Source organism: Candidatus Methylopumilus rimovensis (genome assembly GCF_006364615.1).
Taxonomy (GTDB): Bacteria; Pseudomonadota; Gammaproteobacteria; order Burkholderiales; family Methylophilaceae; genus Methylopumilus; species Methylopumilus rimovensis.
Window position 1 is genome coordinate 560,111 of the sequence record NZ_CP040986.1, and the last position, 19,404, is coordinate 579,514.

Consider the following 19,404-nt stretch of genomic DNA (forward strand, 5'->3'; position numbering starts at 1 on the left):
TATGACCGTTGTGACACGTTTTGCGCCAAGCCCCACAGGTTATCTTCATATTGGAGGTGCGAGAACTGCATTATTTTCTTGGGCATATGCTAAAAAAAATCATGGTCAATTTATTTTACGTATTGAAGATACCGATCTAGAAAGATCTACCCCTGAAGCGGTACAAGCTATCATAGATGGCATGACTTGGCTTCATCTTGATTATGATGATGGTCCAATTTATCAAACACAACGTACAGCAGTTTATAAAAAATATATTGATCAGTTAGTGAAGGATGATAAAGCTTATCTTTGTTATTCATCTAAAGAAGAATTAGAAATACTTCGTGAAACACAAATGAAAGCAGGCTTAAAACCCAAATACGATGGTAAATGGCGTCCTGAACCCGGAAAAAATTTACCCACCATTCCTCAAGATATAAAACCTGTGGTTCGTTTTAAGAATCCAACATCGGGCAATGTCTCTTGGCGTGATTTAGTTAAAGGTGATATTACGATTGCTAATGAAGAGCTTGATGATCTAATTATTGCAAGATCAGATGGTACACCTACTTATAATTTTTGTGTGGTGATTGATGATTGGGAAATGAAAGTGACTCATGTGATTCGAGGCGATGACCATATCAATAATACACCTCGTCAGATTAATCTTTTAAAAGCTTTGAATGCAAATGTCCCAGCTTATGCTCATTTGTCGATGATTCTAGGAGATGATGGCCAAAAGTTATCAAAAAGACATGGGGCTGTGAGTGTGATGCAATATTTTGATCAAGGATATTTACCTGAAGCCATCCTTAATTATTTAGCACGCCTTGGATGGAGCCACGGTGACGATGAAATTTTTAGTATGACTGACTTTTGTCAATGGTTTGATTTTGACCATATCACTTCTTCATCAGCACAATTCAATACCGAAAAATTAGATTGGTTGAATAGTCATTACATTAAAACATTACCACTCGATCGTATAAGCATTGCGATCGAGCCTTATTTAAAAGCGCTTATTAAGGCACCTATTGATGTTGACCTTTTAAAGAAATCGATTGAAATTCACCGTGAACGTGCAAATCATTTAACCACGCTTGCTAAAGATATAGTCTACGTATTTGAATATCAAAAACCCAATCCAGAAGATTTTGCAAAACATATCAATGACGAAGCATTAGGCCTTATAAAAAATTTTCAAGCTGCTTTAATTGAGATTGATTGGACGAAAGAAGCCATTCATAATGCTATGAATGAAGTCGTGACATCACATGCGATTAAATTTCCAAAACTTGCGATGCCACTCCGGGTCCTTTTGACAGGCATTGCCCAATCCCCAAGCATTGATGCAGTGATGGCTATATTAGGGCGGGATGAAACTTTGAAGCGTTTAAATCTTTACTTATAACTTTATTTGGAATTGACCATGGATAAAAAGAGCACACACTTACAAGATGATTTTTTAAATCAACTCAGAAAAGAACATGTGTCCGTCTCTATTTACTTAATGAATGGTATTAAATTACAAGGCAATATTGAATCATTTGATCAGTACGCTATTCTTCTAAAGAACACAGTAAGCCAATTAGTTTACAAACATGCTATTTCAACGATTGTGCCTATGCGCAATGTCAATATCGAGCCTCCAGCAGATGTCGATTAATGTTTGAACGCCCGAATGAAGGTAAGTCCGCTTGTGTCATCAGTATTAATTTTGGTGATGTCGATTTCGAAGAGAGTGTCGAAGAAATAAAAGAGTTAGTTTTAAGTGCTGATATGAAAATTGTCAGTACGGTCAATATTAAAAGATCAGCGCCTGACCCTAAATATTTTTTAGGATCAGGAAAGGCTGAAGAAGTGAAATTCATCATCCAAGAATCAAAGGCAGATACAGTGATTTTTAATCACAATTTAAGCCCCTCACAAGAACGTAATTTAGAAAAATACTTTAGTACGCGCATTTTAGATCGCACTGCACTTATCTTATTTATTTTCGCAAAGCGTGCAAAAAGTCATGAGGGTAAACTCCAAGTGGAGTTAGCGCAACTTGATCACTTATCTACTCGCTTAATTAAAGGCTGGAGCCATTTAGAAAGACAAAAGGGTGGTATTGGCGTGAGAGGCGGCCCTGGTGAAAAGCAATTAGAACTTGATCGCCGAATGTTGAGGCTTCGAATAAAGCAGTTAAAAGAAAAACTCGATAAATTAAAACGACAACGCACCATGCAGCGAAAAAAACGAAGTCGTTCGAGCGTGCTTAATATTTCAATCGTAGGTTATACGAACGCAGGCAAATCGACGCTCTTTAATCAACTCACACGTGCCGATACATTAGCCATGAACCAGCTTTTTGCAACACTTGATACAACTTCAAGAAAGCTTTTTATAGGAGAGGGGGTGGAATGTGTCGTGTCCGATACAGTCGGCTTTATAAAGTCACTTCCTACGACATTAATTGAAGCTTTTAAATCAACGCTAGAAGAATCAAGAGAAGCCGACTTATTGCTTCATGTCGTCAATATGGCTAACCCCAATCATAATGAGCAAATCATCGCAGTTCATAAGATTTTAGAGGAAATTAAAGCCTCCTCTATTCCTCAAATTCTTGTTTTAAATCAAATTGATAGGCTTGATATAAAGGCAAATCATGAAAGGGATGAATATGGTAGAATTTCATCTATTCAGTTATCTGCAAAGACAGGTGAGGGGATTGAACTTTTAAAAAAGGCTATCCTCGAAATCTATGAAGCAAGCCAAATAACAAATACCGATAAATTTGAAGAAACTCCATTAAACAATACATAGTTAGTAGACATATATGGCAAAAAATCCTGAACAAAATAATAACCAAGATCAAGGACCTCCTGATTTAGATGAGCTCCTGAATGATTTGGGAAAAAAAATAGGCCGACTTTTTGGCAGAAAAGAAAGTGCCCAAAAAAATTCTAAGCCGAATAATGGAGGTTCACAATCTAAAACACCTCAAGATCAATTACCGGTGACAACGATTGTGCTTATTATTGCCTTAATTTGGGCTGCCACTGGATTCTATATTGTGGATCAAGGCTCTCGCGGTGTGGTGCTTAGATTTGGAAAAAATACAGAAGTGACTATGCCAGGGCCGCGGTGGCACATTCCTTTTCCTGTTGAGTCAGTGGAAGTCGTTAATCTAGAACAAGTGCGAACGCTTGAGGTGGGTTATCGCTCGTCTGGTAATAGCGTCGCTAGATCTAAAGAGCTCAGAGAATCATTGATGCTGACAGATGATGAAAATATTATTGATCTTCAATTCGCCGTGCAATACAACCTCAAATCAGCTGAAAATTTTCTATTCAATAACCGTTCCGCAGATGCTTCGGTAAGGGGGGCTGCTGAAAGTGCAATTCGAGAAATTGTGGGTAAAAGCAAAATGGATTTTGCTCTTTATGAAGGTCGTGAAGAAATTGCTGTAAAAGCTAAAAAATTAATGCAGGAAATATTGGATCGTTATGACACGGGCATTAATGTAACGAGCGTGACTATGCAAAATGCGCAACCACCAGAACAGGTGCAAGCTTCATTTGACGATGCAGTGAAGGCAAAACAAGATTTAGAGCGTCAAAAAAATGAAGGTCAAGCTTATGCTAACGATATTATTCCAAAAGCGAAGGGTGCAGCATCAAGATTAACGTCTGAAGCACAGGGTTATCGCGTCAAAGTAGAAAGTGAAGCCAAAGGAAATGCGAGTCGTTTTGAACAAATATTGACGCAATACAATCGCGCACCTGAAGTGATGCGAGACCGTATCTATATCGAAGCCCAGGAGCAAATCTTATCGAATATTTCTAAGGTGATTGTGGATCAAAAAAATTCAAACAGTCTTTTGTACCTACCCTTAGATAAATTGATTCAGCAAATGTCACCAAGTTCTAAAGAAAACATATCTTCCACAATCAATGTCTCACCTCAGGTGGATATGAATCAAACATCTCTTCAAAATCTAGAAAGATCGAGAGATGCATTTAAATCGAGAGAGCGTGAAGTAAGGTAATCATTATGAAAAAAATAACGTACGTAGCAGTTGGCTTTTTTATCGCAATCATGATGCTTGCAGCATCGACTTTTACAGTAGATCAAAGGGAACATGCCATTGTTTTTAGGTTAGGTGAAATTGTGTCAATTAAGAAAGAGCCGGGACTTTATTTCAAAACGCCTCTTATTGAAAATGTACGTTTTTTTGATAATCGTATTTTGACGCTCAATGTTCAGGAAGCTGATCGTTTTATTACGAGTGAAAAGAAAAATGTTTTAGTGGATTCATTTATCAAATGGAAAATCATTGACCCTGCGAAATATTATGTGTCAGTTAAAGGCGATGAGGTTCAGGCAGAAAGAAGAATTTCACAAACAGTGAATGATGGATTGCGCGCTGAGTTTGGTAAAAGAACAATTCATGATGTGGTTTCAGGAGAGCGAACTGAGATTATGCAAATTTTAACTGAACGCGCTGATCGTGATTTGCGCTCTCTTGGTATTCAAATTTTAGATGTACGTTTAAGGCGCGTTGACCTTCCAAAAGAAGTGAGCGAATCAGTGTATCAACGTATGGATGCAGAACGGAAATCAGTCGCTAATGAATTACGCTCTCAAGGCTTTGCAGCTTCAGAAAAAATTCGTGCGGATGCTGAAAAACAGCGCGATATTATTGTCGCTGAAGCTTATAAAGAAGCTCAAAAATTAAAAGGTGATGGCGACGCAAAGGCAGCAGAAATATATGCCAATGCCTATGGTAAGAATCCGGAGTTTTATGCTTTTTACCGAAGTGTAGAAGCTTATAAAAATAGCTTTAAAGATAAAAGTGACGTGATGGTCCTTGAGCCAACCTCTGACTTTTTAAAATACTTTCGAAGCTCAAAGAAGAAAAAAGAATAAAAGATGAAAAATTGGCTTTTTTCATCTTTAGGATTGATGTTGGTCATAGAAGGTCTTATGCCCTTTTTTTTTCCACAAGGCTGGCGTGATACCTTTAAAAAACTCATTACAATGAAAAGTGGTCAGATCCGTTTTATGGGTCTGGTGTCTTTTTTGTTAGGATTAATTTTTATATTCTTAGGCCGTTAATCGATGAATCAATGGACACTCCCCGATTATGTTGAAGACATGCTTCCTGATGAAGCTTTCTATCTCGAGTCTTTAAGACGTTCTATTCTTGATCTCTATCAATCGCATGGTTATTTCTATGTGATTCCTCCTATGTTGGAATACATTGAATCTTTAAATAGTAACGGTCAGGATATGGATCTTGATACATTTAAGGTTGTAGACCAGTTATCAGGTAGACTCATGGGGGTTCGTTCTGATATCACCCCCCAAGTGGCTCGTATCGATGCACATCTTATTCAAAATGACGAAGTGACAAGACTATCATACGCAGGTTCGGTATTAAGAACAAAGCCTGCAAGCTTTCTTCAATCAAGAGAACCTTTCCAGATCGGAGCTGAGCTCTATGGATTTAAAGGTATTGATGCTGATCTTGAAATTCAAACATTATTAATTAAGACACTTAATACGATTGGTATCAAACATGCCGTATTTGATTTTAATCATCTTGATATTTTTACCACTTTAATTGCTTCATCGGATGTAGAGCGCGATCAACTCGATCGTTTATATCAGGCTATGCAGAAAAAAGACAAATCGGAAGTGGTTGATTTGACAAAATCAATGGATAAAAAAAATCGAGATGCATTGATCGCATTAGTTAATCTTTATGGTGATGCGAATGTCTTAAAAGAAGCCGAGAAAGTTTTGCCACAAGATCATACGATTAAAAATGCACTGCAATTCCTAAAAAAAATTGATAATGCCCTAAAAAATAATGCAATTAAAATTTCATATGATTTGAGTGATATTCGAGGATATCAATACCATAATGGTTTGGTATTTTCAGTCTATGCAGACAATTGCTACTCACCAATTGCACTCGGCGGTCGCTACGACAATATTGGTGCCTCTTTTGGTCGTAATCGTCCTGCAACAGGGTTCACCATGGATTTAAAAAATATAGTCACTTTATTCCCTAATGGAAAAAAAGCGAAAGCTATTTTAGCGCCTCACAATAATGATCCTGAATTACAAAAAGCGATTGAGTCTTTACGTCAAAAAGGTGAAATTGTTGCGATCGATTTATTTGGAAATATGAAAGCAGTCGAAAATAATTGTGATCGCATATTGGTTCAAGACGCGTCTCAAGCGTGGAAAGTGAAAACGGTTTAATTAAAGATGGCAAAAAATTTAGTAGTCATTGGCACGCAATGGGGCGATGAAGGTAAAGGCAAGATTGTTGATTGGTTAACTGATCATGCTGAAGGGGTGGTTCGTTTTCAAGGTGGACACAATGCTGGACATACCCTAGTCATTGGCCAAGGCTCAAACCAAAAAGAATATAAATTAAATTTAGTACCCTCAGGTATCATCCGCAGTAATGTCGATTGTTTCATTGGTAATGGTGTTGTCCTCGATATTGAACATTTACTTCATGAAATTAAAACACTCGAACAAGATGGTATTGAGGTCAGTAATCGTCTTTTTGTAAGTCCGGGCTGCCCGTTAATTTTAAAACACCATGTTGCACTCGACCAAGCTCGGGAAGCGATGCGTGAATCGAAGATCGGTACGACGGGTAAGGGTATTGGCCCAGCCTACGAAGATAAAGTTGCGCGTCGTTCACTGCGCGTCTATGACTTACTTAATCCAGACTCATTTAAAAAGAAACTCATCGAGGTCATGGATTACCATAATTTTGTCTTGCAGCATTATTTGAAAAAAGATCCGATTGATATGAATGAACAATTCGATCTTTCAATGACGCATGCGGAGAAAATTAAACCATATCTTGCCGATGTATCACATAAACTTTATGAGGCAAATGCCAAGAATAAAAATTTATTGTTTGAAGGAGCGCAAGGCTCACTTTTAGATATTGATCATGGTACTTATCCTTATGTGACTTCATCAAATTGTGTTTCAGGCCAAGCAGCAGCAGGCGCTGGTGTGGGTCCTCATATGTTGCATTATATTTTAGGCATAACAAAAGCATATACCACGCGTGTGGGTGGCGGCCCTTTTCCAAGTGAACTAGATATTGAAACTGAAAATACACCTGGATATCAAATGTCAACGAAGGGTAAAGAAATTGGCACAGTCACTAAACGTAAAAGACGTTGTGGCTGGTTTGATGCTGCGGCATTAAAACGCTCCGCCATGATTAATAGTCTGACAGGTTTATGCATTACAAAGTTAGATGTATTAGATGGTATTAAAAAAATTGGGATATGCGTAGGCTACGAATTAGATGGTAAAAAAATTGATCTACTGCCGTTAGGTGCAGATCAAGTTGAGCGTTGTAAGCCAATCCTGATTGAAGTCGATGGTTGGAATGAAAATACATTCGGAATTAAATCATGGGATGCATTACCTAAAAATGCACAGCATTACCTCAAAACATTAGAAAAATTATGTGAAGTGCCAATTCATGTTGTATCAACAGGCCCTGAGCGTGATGAAACGATTGTTCTTAAACATCCCTTCGATTAATACCTGATGGCAGATCCTCAAGTTCAGCATGTCAGCACGATTATTTCTGCTAAATGGATCTGTCCTGTTAGGCCGCATAATATAACACTAGAAGATCATTCGATCGTTATTGATCAGGATCGAATCATTGATATTATTGAGACAAAAAAAGTTGCTTCACTTTATCAAACTCAAGAGCACTTTCAGTTTCACCATCATATCGTGACTCCCGGTCTTATCAATGCGCATACACATGCTGCAATGAATTTATTTAGAGGTTTTGCAGATGATCAACCACTTCATACATGGCTTAACGAATCTATTTGGCCGCTTGAAAAAAAATGGGTCACCCCTGATTTTGTATATGAAGGCACATTAATTGCATGCGCTGAAATGTTAAAGAGCGGTGTAACGACATTCAATGAAATGTATTTTTATCCTGAAGCAGCATCGCGCGCAATTAAACAAAGCGGTATGAGAGCGAACATTGGGCTTTTTGTGATGGATTATCCATCGAATTACGCGAATGATGGGGACGATTACTTGATGAAAGGGCTTGAGGCTCGAGATGGCTGGCGAGATGATGCATTAATTACTTCAAGTTTAGCACCGCATGCACCATATTCAGTTTCAGATAAAACGCTTTCTCAAGTATTAACCTATGCCAATCAGCTTAATCTCACTATGCATATGCATGTGCATGAAACAGAAGATGAGATTCAAGAAAGTTTAAAACAATACCAATTAAGGCCTATTGAAAGACTAAATCGTCTTGGCATTTTGAGCCCACAATTTATGGCGGTTCATTCTGTTTATTTGAACGAAGAAGACTTAACCATACTCTCAAAAGAATCCGCATCAGTCATTCATTGCCCAGTTTCAAATTTAAAATTAGGGAGTGGTATGGCTGATATAAGCACATTACAAAAACATGGCATTAATATATGTATAGGCACCGATGGCAGTGCGAGTAACAATAAGCAAGATTTATTGCATGATATGCAATTAGCGTCTTTACTTGCTAAAGGGCTCACAAAAAATCCTGCGACACTTAATGCTAAAACATCTTTAGAGATGATGACCATTAATGCTGCAAAAGCATTAGGCTTAGACGATCGCATCGGATCTATCGAAAAAGGTAAATATGCCGATTTGACTGTATTTAATATGGATCATATATCAACATTGCCCATGTATGATCCGATGAGCCATTTAATTTATGCAGCATCACGGGAAGAAGTCAGTCATGTTTGGGTAAATGGCATATTGCAATATGAAGAAGGGCACTTCGCATCCATGGATATTCAAGCATGTAAGGATATAGCGCTACGATGGCAACTCAAGCTAAAACAAAACATATAAACGTTTCACAAGAAGAAGTCGATAAATTTAATGAGCTCGCTCATAAATGGTGGGATGAGGGAAGTGAATTTAAACCACTTCATCAGATCAACCCACTTCGTCTTAATTTTATTCACGAAAAAGTGAATTTAAAAAACAAAAAAGTACTCGATGTTGGCTGTGGTGGAGGTATTTTGTCCGAGTCCATGGCAAAACTGGGCGCGGATGTGACGGGTATTGATATGGGTGAAAAAGTGATTAACATTGCAAAGCTTCACGCACTTCAATCTAAACTCGATATTGATTACCAATGCACCTCATTGGAAGTCTTAGCTTCACAAGATGGCCCTTTATTTGATGTCATTACATGTATGGAGATGCTAGAGCATGTGCCAGAACCATCAAGCATTGTGTCTTTATGCGCAAAAATTTTAAAACCGGGCGGTACACTTTTTATGTCAACGATTAACCGCAATATTAAGGCCTACTTATTTGCTGTGATTGGTGCTGAATATATTCTGAAGTTATTGCCACGGGGTACGCATGATTATGAAAAATTTATTAAACCTTCTGAGTTGATTGGATGGTGCCAAAAAGAAAATTTAAATATAAAAACACTAACGGGTATGACTTATAACCCCATCACAGATATCTACAAATTAGGTGATGATGTATCAGTCAATTACCTGATTGAAGTCACCAAAGACTCATCATGAAAGCAATTCTTTTCGATCTAGATGGCACTTTGATTGATAGTGCGCCGCAACTTGTAGGAGCCCTTAATCAATTAAGACTAAAATATGATTTAACCCCTATTCCCTTTTTAAAAGGCCGACCTTTTGCCTCTCATGGCGCTGCAGGACTTCTTAAGGCTGGGTTTAATATGGATAAAAATGACCCTCTATTTGATTCACGTATTGAAGAATTTTTAGAAATTTATAAAGAAATATTCAATCAAGATGTGCAATGCATGGATGGTGTAGAAGCATTAATTCAAGACTTAAATCGTAAAAAAATCCCTTGGGGTATTGTGACCAATAAAGCAAGCAAATTTTCAGTACCGATTGTAACGGATCATCCTCTTTTAAAACATGCACTATGTCTTATTTCGGGTGATGACGTAAATACGCCAAAACCTTCCCCTGAAGGTCTTATGAAAGCTGCATCGATGCTTTCTATTCAACCATCTGAAGTGATTTATTTAGGAGATGATAGACGAGATGTCATAGCAGCCAATGATGCTGGCATGATAAGTATGATTGCACGTTATGGATATTTAGAAGCAGGCGATGATGGTAAAAATTGGAATGCTCACCATATCATTGATGAGCCAATAGATCTTTTAAATTATCTTTAGTCTTTAATCGTTTTTCTTTCAATCATAGCTTGAGCGAGTGTGCCGCTATCGATATATTCAATCTCTCCACCCATAGGTAAACCTCTTGCAATACGACTTAATTTAATACCACGAGATTTAAGAAGTTCAGTAACGTAATGAGCTGTAGCATCACCACTCACTGTAAAATTATTAGCTAAAATGACTTCTTTGATGATACCTGCATCCAGTCGTTTCAAAAGCCTATCTAAATGAATATCTTTAGGTCCAATGCCATCCAAAGGTGAAAGTTTACCCATTAATATAAAATACATACCGTTATACGAATGTGTTTGTTCTAGCATCATAAGATCACTTGGCATTTCAATGACACAAAGAATAGTAGGGTCTCGTTCTTTGGATGAGCAAAGTGAGCAGATTACTTCTTCAGAAAAATTATTACAATGAGAGCAATGTCCTACAAGTTCGATAGCATTGGCAATTGAAGTTGCAAGTTGAGACGCGCCTTTTCTATCATGCTGTAAGAGATGGTAAGCCATGCGTAAGGCTGATTTAGGGCCAATACCAGGTAAGCACCTTAAGGCGTCGACGAGCTGTTCAAGCGCTTCAGTATTTCTCATCTAATCGAATTAGAAGGGTAATTTCATACCGGGTGGGAGCATATTGCCCATTTTGGCATTCGTCGTTTGTTCAATTTTTTGTAATGCATCTTTAAAAGCCACGATTAAAAGATCTTCTAGCATCTCGTGATCATTCATTACAGAGGGGTCAATAGAAATTTTTTTAATTTGATGCTTGCAAGAGATGGCGATTTTAACAAGTCCGTTACTCGCCAAACCTTCGACATCAATCTGCCCAAGTTCATCTTGGGCTTTCTGCATATTAGCTTGCATCATTTGAGCTTGCTTCATTAAATTACCCATGCCACCTTTCATTATATGACGACTCCTTATAAAGATTGATTAGGTTTAATGCTCGATGGAATAATTTCAGCATTAAATTCTGTTAGTAATGATTGTACGAACTGATCTTTTATCATAGCTTCTTCTGTGTCTTTCATGAGTGTTGAGCGTTCTTCTTGTTTTTGTTTAAGTGGTGAATTATTGGCACCTTTTTGTAAGATTACAAGTTTGATGCGTTGATTAAAATGCTCAGATAAACTTAATTCTAATTTCTTTTGATAAGTTTCATTAAGAAGATGTTTATGTTCATCTGCAATAGATAAAATCATCTCATTATCTTTAAAGCTGACAAGTTCTGATTGTTGTGCCAGGGCTTTCACTAAGCCCAATTTCAATTGATCTACAAGCTCGCGCCAGTTTCCGTTGAATGATAATGTCTCTTTTATTGCTTTATTTTTAATTTCATCTATAACATCAATTTTTTTTTTAATCTCAAACGCATCAGAAGAGGCTTCATCGAGTTTTGAAATCACTTCTGGCCTTGCTACTTGAGTTAGAATCTCTGGTTTTGCAGGAACTATCGGTTTAGAAGTAATAACATCCTGAGGGGCAAAAGAAAGCATTCTTAAAAGTGTCATGGTAAATCCAGCAAACTCTTCAGGCGCTAAATAAAGATCTCGTCGACCTAATATAACAATTTGATATAAAAGCTGTAATTGTTCTGCACTTATTTTTTTTGTTAATGCGATCACTAGATCGCGATCAAGATATGAAGCTTCTAAACTATCTGGGATAGCTTGAGCAACGCTAATGGTTTGAATGAGATTAGCAAGATCAAGAAGTGCTGCATCAAACGAAAGATTTCTTTCATTCATTTGTTTTGCAATCTCGATCGCTTTAAGGCCGTCTTGCTCTATGACTGCATGCATTAAATTGAATAAGTATGACTGGTCAATAGCGCCCAACATTCTCTTGATCGTAGCTTCTTCAATAGTGCCGCCACAATAAGCAATCCCTTGATCGAGAATTGATAATGCATCACGCATACTTCCATTGGCTGCTTTTGCGATGAGATAAATCGCATTTATTTCATAATTAATGGACTCTTCTTTTAATATTTTTTCTAGATATTCTGAAATAGAAAAAGAAGGCATTTGTTTTAAATTAAATTGTAAGCATCTTGATAAAACAGTGACAGGGACTTTTTGTGGGTCAGTCGTTGCTAAAATAAATTTAACATGCGCTGGTGGCTCTTCTAGTGTTTTCAACATCGCATTAAATGCATTTTTTGAAAGCATATGCACTTCATCGATGATATAAATTTTAAATTGCCCTTGGGTAGGTGCATATTGTGCGTTATCTAAAAGATCTCGCATATTATCTACTTGGGTATTGGATGCAGCATCCACTTCAATTAAGTCTACGTAGCGTCCTTGATCTATTTCTGTGCATGCCACACAAATGCCGCAGGGTGATGAGCTGATACCTTTTTCGCAATTAAGAGATTTTGCAAGAATACGCGCTAACGTTGTTTTGCCTACACCGCGAGTACCTGTAAAAAGATAAGCATGATGAAGTCTTTTTTGATCGAGTGCATTTTTGAGAGCTTGCACGACATGTGCTTGACCAACGAGCGTATCAAACGAACGAGGGCGATATTTGCGAGCAAGAACTTGATAACTCATGAATAATGTTTAACCAATCCAAGTTAATTAAGAGGCGAGCCAGACCCCCGGCACTTGTTTCTTTAGTTGTGGCTGCTTGCTTCCGCACCTGACCAGGTTGGCTAAATTACAATGCGGGGAGGCCCGCCAGTGATTATTTTAACCTAAGGGAACGTCTTTTACCCGCACTGTTTCACGGGATGTTGACTTAAATAAGCCCATTCTTCATCACTATATAAGCGAGATCGAATAATAAAGCGCATGCCCGTTCCATTTTCGAGAGAAAATTGCCCGCCATTGCCCGGAATGGCATCAAGGGTTAAATGTGTATGTTCCCAATACGAGAATTGACTAGCGCCCATATAAAAATGGACACCATGCGTAATACCGACTTCAACGTCTGAACCGCCCAGATAAAATTCGCCTTTGGGGTAACACATAGGCGCACTTCCATCACAGCATCCGCCTGATTGATGAAACATGATTTCACCATATTTTTCTTTTAAAGAATCAATCAGTGTGTTTGCGGCTTCTGTTGTATCTATGCGTGTAAAAGTTTTTTCCATAAAAAAGAAAGGCAAGACTTAAAGCCTTGCCTTTAGTTTTAGTTAAATTGAATCTTAAAAGAAACCAAGTTTATTTTCACTATAGCTCACTAAAAGATTCTTTGTTTGTTGGTAATGATCAAGCATCATCTTATGTGTTTCGCGACCGATACCTGATTGTTTATAACCACCAAATGCTGCATGTGCAGGATAAGCATGGTAGCAATTAGTCCATACACGTCCTGCTTGAATGCCTTTGCCCATTCTAAATGCGCGATTGCCGTTACGAGACCATACGCCTGAGCCTAAGCCATAAAGCGTATCGTTTGCAATTTCAAGTGCTTCATCTTCATCTTTAAATGTTGTTACTGAAACGACAGGCCCAAAAATTTCCTCTTGGAAAATACGCATTTTGTTATGACCTTTGAATACAGTAGGCTCAATGTAATAACCATCTGCTAACTCACCACTTAATTTTTTGCGGTTACCGCCAATGAGGAGTTGAGCACCTTCTTCTTGACCAATTTTCATATAAGACATAATTTTTTCAACTTGCTCACTTGATGCTTGAGCGCCGATCATGGTTGTCATATCAAGGGGATTGTCTTGTTTGATTGCTGCAACACGTTTAAGTGCACGTTCCATAAATTTATCGTATATAGATTCTTGGATCAGTGCGCGTGAAGGGCAAGTACATACTTCGCCTTGGTTAAGTGCAAATAATGTGAAGCCTTCAAGAGCCTTATCAAAGAAGTTGTCATCTTTATCCATTACATCTTCAAAGAAAATGTTAGGTGATTTACCACCAAGCTCCAATGTGACAGGAATAAGATTTTGTGAAGCATATTGCATGATTAAGCGACCTGTTGATGTTTCACCAGTGAATGCGATTTTTGCAATACGAGGTGAACTTGCAAGTGGCTTACCAGCTTCTAATCCGAAACCATTCACAATATTTAACACGCCAGGTGGAAGGAGGTGGCCTACAAGTTCAACAACTACCAACAATGACACAGGTGTCTGTTCTGCAGGTTTAATAACAACACAATTACCAGCTGCAATTGCAGGTGCTAATTTCCAAGCTGCCATAAGAATAGGGAAGTTCCATGGAATAATTTGTCCGACAACACCGAGAGGCTCATGGAAGTGATAAGCCATAGTTTCGTGATCAATTTCACCAATGCTACCTTCTTGTGCTCTGACGCAGCTTGCAAAATATCTAAAGTGATCAATCGCTAAAGGAATATCAGCATATGTGGTTTCACGAAGTGGCTTGCCATTATCAATCGTTTCCGCGATCGCAATCGTCGAAAGATTTTTTTCCATAATGTCAGCCATTTGCATGAGGAGATTAGCGCGCTCAGTAGGGCTCTTTTTAGCCCAGCTATCTTTAGCTGCATGCGCAGCATCTAAAGCAAGATTTATGTCTTTTTCATTTGATCTTGCAACTTCGCAAAATACTTTACCTGTGACAGGCGAAATGTTTTCAAAGTATTTTCCATCCACTGGAGGCACAAATTTTCCACCAATGTAATTGTCATATTTGGCCTTGAAAGGATGTTTCACCCCAAGATTATTCAATGTTTCTAAGCCCATAAATTACCCCTAAGTTGATAATTAATTAATAAAATATATTATATAAATCAATAAGTTATGAAATTATTAAAACGGATGTACTGCAATAGATGTACGGTAAATAAATTCAATAGATCAACCTTAATACGAGTATCAACTTTAATCAAGTGAGAAAAGATGATTCTTAATGTAACTGACCCTTAAGTTATAATTTCGTCTCTTTTCGGAAGGGTGGATGAGTGGTTTAAGTCGCACGCCTGGAAAGCGTGTTTAGGTGAATAACCTAACGCGGGTTCGAATCCCGCCCCTTCCGCCATATTCTATTGATTTATCTTTTAAAGATGAATGTATTGGCTTTATACTAGAGCTTCTCACCTATTTAATTTTTTTAAGCCCGTTTACATACAATGATTGATGATTACAGAAAAGAAGCTGCTGATCGTTTAAAAGAGGGTCTGCCGCCTCTTCCTCTGACGGCTAAGCAAACCGCAGAACTCATAACATTACTCAAATCACCTCATATTAAAGATACCGAAGCGTTGATGGAATTATTTTGTCATCGCGCCCCATCAGGTGTGGATCAAGCTGCATATATAAAAGCTGCTTACCTCACAGATATTGCTAAGGGCATTGAAAAATCTTCAATCATTTCACCTAAATATGCAATTGAATTATTAGGCACTATGGTCGGTGGTTATAACGTTCAATCACTTATATCACTTCTAGATTCAGATCTTGCTGATGAAGTCGTTAAAGTTCTAACTCATATTATTTTAATTTTTGATGCATTTCATGATGTAAGTGAAAAAGTAAAATCAGGCAATAAAGCCGCAATGAGATTAATGGTGTCATGGGCAAATGGCGATTGGTTTTTAAAAAAACCAGCATTACCAAAAGAAATTAAAGCATTAGTTTTTAAAGTGGATGGCGAAACAAATACTGATGATTTGTCGCCAGCACAAGAAGCTTGGTCAAGACCAGATATTCCATTGCATGCAAAAGCCATGTTAAATAATAAAATGCCAAATGGTATTCAAACGATTCAAGAATTAAAATTAAAGCAATTACCTATTGCTTATGTAGGTGATGTTGTCGGCACCGGTTCATCAAGAAAGTCAGCCATTAATTCTGTCCAATGGCACATGGGAAGTGATATTCCTTATATTCCAAACAAAAGAACAGGTGGAATTATATTGGGAAGCAAAATTGCACCCATATTTTTTAATACAGCAGAAGACTCAGGCGCACTTCCTATTGAATGTGATGTCAGTCAAATGAAAACTGGTGATGAAATTATTATTAGACCGTTTGAGGGTAGTATTTTAAATAGCAAAAATGAACTGATTGCTTCATTCAATTTAACTCCATTTACGCTTGCAGACGAATATCGCGCAGGTGGAAGAATACCCCTTATTATTGGCCGTGGACTAACATCTAAGGCCAGAGAGTTTTTGGAATTAGCCCCTAGTACTTTATTCTTAACTCCTGCTCCAGTAGCTTCTTCTAAAAAAGGATTTACGCTTGCACAGAAAATGGTTGGGCGTGCCTGTGGATTACCCGATGGTGTTGGTGTAAGGCCAGGCACATATTGCGAACCTAAAGTCACATCAGTGGGTTCTCAAGATACAACGGGAGCTATGACAAGAGATGAACTAAAAGAATTAGCTTGTCTCGGATTTAATGCTGATTTAGTGATGCAAAGTTTTTGCCACACAGCAGCTTATCCAAAGCCAGTAGATCTTAAATTGCAACATGAATTGCCTGAATTTATGTCAAGTAGGGGCGGTGTCACATTAAGGCCCGGGGATGGCATTATTCACTCCTGGCTCAATCGTCTTTTACTTCCTGATACCGTGGGAACAGGCGGTGATTCACATACGCGCTTTCCTATTGGCATTTCATTTCCAGCAGGTTCTGGACTCGTAGCCTTTGCTTCAGCTATGGGCGCTATGCCTATCGATATGCCGGAGTCTGTCTTAGTGAGATTTAAGGGCAGGATGCAGCCAGGCATAACATTAAGAGATCTTGTGAATGCAATACCTTATGTAGCGATTAAAAATGGAGACCTTTCAGTAGCAAAACAAAATAAAAAAAATATTTTTAATGGTCGCATTTTAGAAATTGAAGGACTACCTGATTTAAAAGTCGAACAAGCTTTTGAATTTGCAGATGCGTCAGCAGAAAGATCTGCGAATGGATGTACAGTAAAACTAAATAAAGAGCCGATTATTGAATACATTCATTCAAATATTGCACTTATTAAGAATTTAATTGATAACAATTACGAAGATAAAAGAACATTATTGCGTCGCATTAAATCAATGGAAGATTGGTTAAAAAATCCAACTTTACTAGAGGCGGATAAAGATGCCGAATATGCGAGCATTATCGAGATTAATCTTGATGATATTAAAGAGCCATTAATTGCTTGTCCAAATGATCCTGACAATATTAAACCTCTATCTGAAATCGCAGGTAACAAAATTGATGAGGTATTTATTGGAAGTTGTATGACTAATATTGGGCATTATCGAGCCGCAGCAAAAGTGCTTGAAGATTTCAATAAAATCCCAACGCGCTTGTGGATAGTTCCACCTACAAGGATGGATGAAACTGAGCTTAAGAACGAGGGCGTCTATTCGATTTTCAATAAAGTGGGCGCTAGAACAGAAATCCCTGGATGTTCTCTTTGTATGGGCAATCAAGCCAGAGTTGAAGATGCAGCACACGTTTTTTCTACAAGCACTCGAAATTTTGATAATCGTATGGGCAAGGATGCTCAAGTTTATTTGGGCTCTGCAGAGCTCTCAGCAGTTTGTGCAACTTTAGGAAAGATTCCAACACTTGCTGAATATCTTGCTGTTAGCAATCAAAAACTCTCAAAAGATTTAGATTCAATTTATCGATATTTAAATTTTCATCAAATGCCAGAATATAAGCCCAAAAAAATTATTGAAATTAATGAAATTTAAAAGACGATGGCTTTAATCAAAAAAGAAGATTTTATTGAAAGTATCGCTGATGCTCTTCAATTTATTTCTTATTACCATTCAGAAGATTTTATTTCTTCGATGCGCGAAGCATATGAAAAAGAAAAATCTATTCCTGCTAAAGATGCAATGCATCAAATTTTAACAAGTTCAAAAATGAGCGCATTGGGGCAAAGACCCATATGTCAGGATACAGGCATTGTCATTGCTTTTATAGAAGTAGGGATGGATGTCACATGGTTATCTGATCTTTCAATTGAAGAAATGGTGAATGAAGGAGTGAAGCGTGCTTATACAAATAAAGACAATCCACTTCGACCTTCAATGGTTTCAGATCCTGCAGGTCAAAGACAAAATACAAAAGACAATACACCTGCCATCACACATGTAAAAATAATTAAAGGTGACAAAGTGCGTGTGTCTATTAGTGCTAAAGGCGGGGGCTCAGAGAATAAAGCACAATTTACGACACTGAATCCTTCCGATAGCATTGTAGATTGGGTGCTTAAAGTCATTCCAGAAATGGGCGCTGGCTGGTGTCCTCCAGGTGTCATTGGCATAGGTATTGGTGGATCATCTGAAAAAGCAATGTTAATGGCTAAGGAGTCTTTGATGTTGCCAATAGATATTCATGCGCTTGAAGAGCGTGGGGCAAAAAATAAAACAGAAGAGCTGCGAATTGAGCTCTATAACAAAATTAATCAACTCGGTATAGGTGCTCAAGGCTTTGGTGGGTTAACAACAGTGCTTGATGTCAAAATTATGGATTATCCTTGCCATGCAGCCTCTCTGCCCGTTGCACTTATTCCTAATTGCGCAGCAACACGACATACTCATTTTATTTTGGATGGTAGTGGCCCAGTACATTTTAAAATCCCCAATTTAGATGCATGGCCTAAAGATATCTGGTCTCCTCAAACTGATGCCAAAAGAATCAATCTCAATTCGATAAACAAGGAATCAATTAAGGAATGGAAGGAAGGCGATTTACTTCTATTATCTGGAAAATTAATTACCGCTAGAGACGGCGCGCACAAAAAAATTGCTGATCTTTTAAGAAGAGGAGAATCTTTACCTATGGAAATTAATTTAAAAGATAAGTTTATTTATTATGTGGGCCCGGTAAATGCGGTTCATAACGAAGTGATAGGACCTGCTGGACCTACTACAGCGAATCGTATGGATCAATTCATGGAAATGATGCTGGGTAAATTAGGGGTTCTAGGAACAATCGGAAAGGCTGAGCGTGGAGAAGAAGCAATTAAGATAATTAAAAAATATGAGTCTGTTTACTTAAGTGCAGTCGGTGGCGCAGCTTATTTAGTTTCCAAGGCTATTGCTTCATCCAAGATGATTGCTTTTCCTGAGCTTGGTATGGAGGCCATGTATGAATTTGATGTGAAAGATATGCCGGTGATGGTTTCAATCGATACAAATGGACTATCAATTTATTCTGAATCCCAAGCCCAATGGAAAAACAAATCTATACCCATCAAAACTTTGAAATAAATT

The 19,404-nt window shown here is 37.9% G+C and carries 18 protein-coding genes, 1 tRNA gene and 1 other RNA gene; 14 read left to right on the top strand and 6 right to left on the bottom strand.

The window, feature by feature from the left end:
• Window position 1 precedes the first annotated feature (1 nt).
• The 11 genes from gltX to FIT61_RS02935 are packed head-to-tail and all read left to right on the top strand — an operon-like array spanning window position 2 to window position 10,237.
• Complete coding sequence (gltX, locus tag FIT61_RS02885) at window positions 2-1,393, top strand: glutamate--tRNA ligase (RefSeq protein WP_139883138.1); 1,392 nt, start codon at window positions 2-4, stop codon at window positions 1,391-1,393.
• An 18-nt stretch (window positions 1,394-1,411) separates the two neighbouring features.
• Window positions 1,412-1,648: an RNA chaperone Hfq gene (gene hfq, locus FIT61_RS02890; protein ID WP_139873320.1), complete on the top strand. Its 237-nt coding sequence runs from the start codon at window positions 1,412-1,414 to the stop codon at window positions 1,646-1,648.
• Window positions 1,648-2,790: a GTPase HflX gene (gene hflX, locus FIT61_RS02895; protein ID WP_139883140.1), complete on the top strand. Its 1,143-nt coding sequence runs from the start codon at window positions 1,648-1,650 to the stop codon at window positions 2,788-2,790. Before hfq ends, hflX begins: the two co-directional genes overlap by 1 nt.
• Before the next feature lie 13 nt (window positions 2,791-2,803).
• Window positions 2,804-4,015 (top strand): FtsH protease activity modulator HflK, encoded by a 1,212-nt coding sequence (gene hflK, locus FIT61_RS02900; protein WP_139883142.1) that lies wholly within the window; start codon window positions 2,804-2,806, stop codon window positions 4,013-4,015.
• Between the two features lie 5 nt (window positions 4,016-4,020).
• Window positions 4,021-4,896 carry a protease modulator HflC gene (gene hflC / locus FIT61_RS02905; protein WP_139883143.1) on the top strand — a complete coding sequence of 292 codons (876 nt, stop codon included), beginning with the start codon at window positions 4,021-4,023 and terminating at the stop codon, window positions 4,894-4,896.
• Window positions 4,897-4,899: 3 nt separating this feature from the next.
• On the top strand, window positions 4,900-5,085 hold the full coding sequence (locus tag FIT61_RS02910; RefSeq protein WP_139883145.1) for a DUF2065 domain-containing protein: 186 nt from the start codon (window positions 4,900-4,902) through the stop codon (window positions 5,083-5,085).
• A gap of 3 nt (window positions 5,086-5,088) precedes the next feature.
• Entirely contained in the window at window positions 5,089-6,240 is a 1,152-nt protein-coding gene (locus FIT61_RS02915; RefSeq protein WP_139883147.1) for an ATP phosphoribosyltransferase regulatory subunit, read from the top strand.
• 6 nt (window positions 6,241-6,246) lie between these two features.
• Window positions 6,247-7,560: an adenylosuccinate synthase gene (locus FIT61_RS02920; RefSeq protein WP_139883148.1), complete on the top strand. Its 1,314-nt coding sequence runs from the start codon at window positions 6,247-6,249 to the stop codon at window positions 7,558-7,560.
• 6 nt (window positions 7,561-7,566) lie between these two features.
• Complete coding sequence (locus FIT61_RS02925) at window positions 7,567-8,901, top strand: TRZ/ATZ family hydrolase (RefSeq protein ID WP_139883150.1); 1,335 nt, start codon at window positions 7,567-7,569, stop codon at window positions 8,899-8,901.
• A complete protein-coding gene (ubiG, locus tag FIT61_RS02930) occupies window positions 8,871-9,596 on the top strand; it encodes a bifunctional 2-polyprenyl-6-hydroxyphenol methylase/3-demethylubiquinol 3-O-methyltransferase UbiG (protein ID WP_139883152.1) in 726 nt (241 codons plus the stop codon). The genes FIT61_RS02925 and ubiG overlap by 31 nt, the downstream gene beginning before the upstream one ends.
• Window positions 9,593-10,237, top strand: coding sequence for an HAD family hydrolase (locus FIT61_RS02935; RefSeq protein ID WP_139883154.1), 645 nt, complete (start codon window positions 9,593-9,595; stop codon window positions 10,235-10,237). The genes ubiG and FIT61_RS02935 overlap by 4 nt, the downstream gene beginning before the upstream one ends.
• Here FIT61_RS02935 and recR read toward each other — a convergent pair.
• From recR to adh, 6 genes are all read right to left on the bottom strand, one after another.
• Window positions 10,234-10,836 (bottom strand): recombination mediator RecR, encoded by a 603-nt coding sequence (gene recR, locus FIT61_RS02940; protein WP_139873330.1) that lies wholly within the window; start codon window positions 10,834-10,836, stop codon window positions 10,234-10,236. The genes FIT61_RS02935 and recR overlap by 4 nt on opposite strands.
• Before the next feature lie 9 nt (window positions 10,837-10,845).
• Window positions 10,846-11,154: a YbaB/EbfC family nucleoid-associated protein gene (locus FIT61_RS02945; protein WP_139873331.1), complete on the bottom strand. Its 309-nt coding sequence runs from the start codon at window positions 11,152-11,154 to the stop codon at window positions 10,846-10,848.
• A gap of 11 nt (window positions 11,155-11,165) precedes the next feature.
• Window positions 11,166-12,803, bottom strand: a complete 1,638-nt coding sequence (gene dnaX / locus FIT61_RS02950; protein ID WP_139883155.1) for a DNA polymerase III subunit gamma/tau — start codon at window positions 12,801-12,803, stop codon at window positions 11,166-11,168.
• A gap of 30 nt (window positions 12,804-12,833) precedes the next feature.
• An RNA gene (gene ffs / locus FIT61_RS02955) (signal recognition particle sRNA small type) lies at window positions 12,834-12,931 on the bottom strand.
• Window positions 12,932-12,961: 30 nt separating this feature from the next.
• Window positions 12,962-13,348, bottom strand: coding sequence for a DUF779 domain-containing protein (locus FIT61_RS02960; protein WP_139883157.1), 387 nt, complete (start codon window positions 13,346-13,348; stop codon window positions 12,962-12,964).
• A 54-nt stretch (window positions 13,349-13,402) separates the two neighbouring features.
• Window positions 13,403-14,923 (bottom strand): aldehyde dehydrogenase, encoded by a 1,521-nt coding sequence (gene adh / locus FIT61_RS02965; RefSeq protein WP_139883158.1) that lies wholly within the window; start codon window positions 14,921-14,923, stop codon window positions 13,403-13,405.
• Between the two features lie 204 nt (window positions 14,924-15,127).
• Here adh and FIT61_RS02970 point away from each other — a divergent pair.
• From FIT61_RS02970 to FIT61_RS02980, 3 genes are all read left to right on the top strand, one after another.
• Window positions 15,128-15,218: transfer RNA gene (locus FIT61_RS02970), tRNA-Ser, on the top strand.
• A 91-nt stretch (window positions 15,219-15,309) separates the two neighbouring features.
• Window positions 15,310-17,874: a bifunctional aconitate hydratase 2/2-methylisocitrate dehydratase gene (gene acnB, locus FIT61_RS02975; protein ID WP_139883160.1), complete on the top strand. Its 2,565-nt coding sequence runs from the start codon at window positions 15,310-15,312 to the stop codon at window positions 17,872-17,874.
• Between the two features lie 6 nt (window positions 17,875-17,880).
• Entirely contained in the window at window positions 17,881-19,401 is a 1,521-nt protein-coding gene (locus tag FIT61_RS02980; RefSeq protein WP_139883162.1) for a fumarate hydratase, read from the top strand.
• Window positions 19,402-19,404 lie beyond the last annotated feature (3 nt).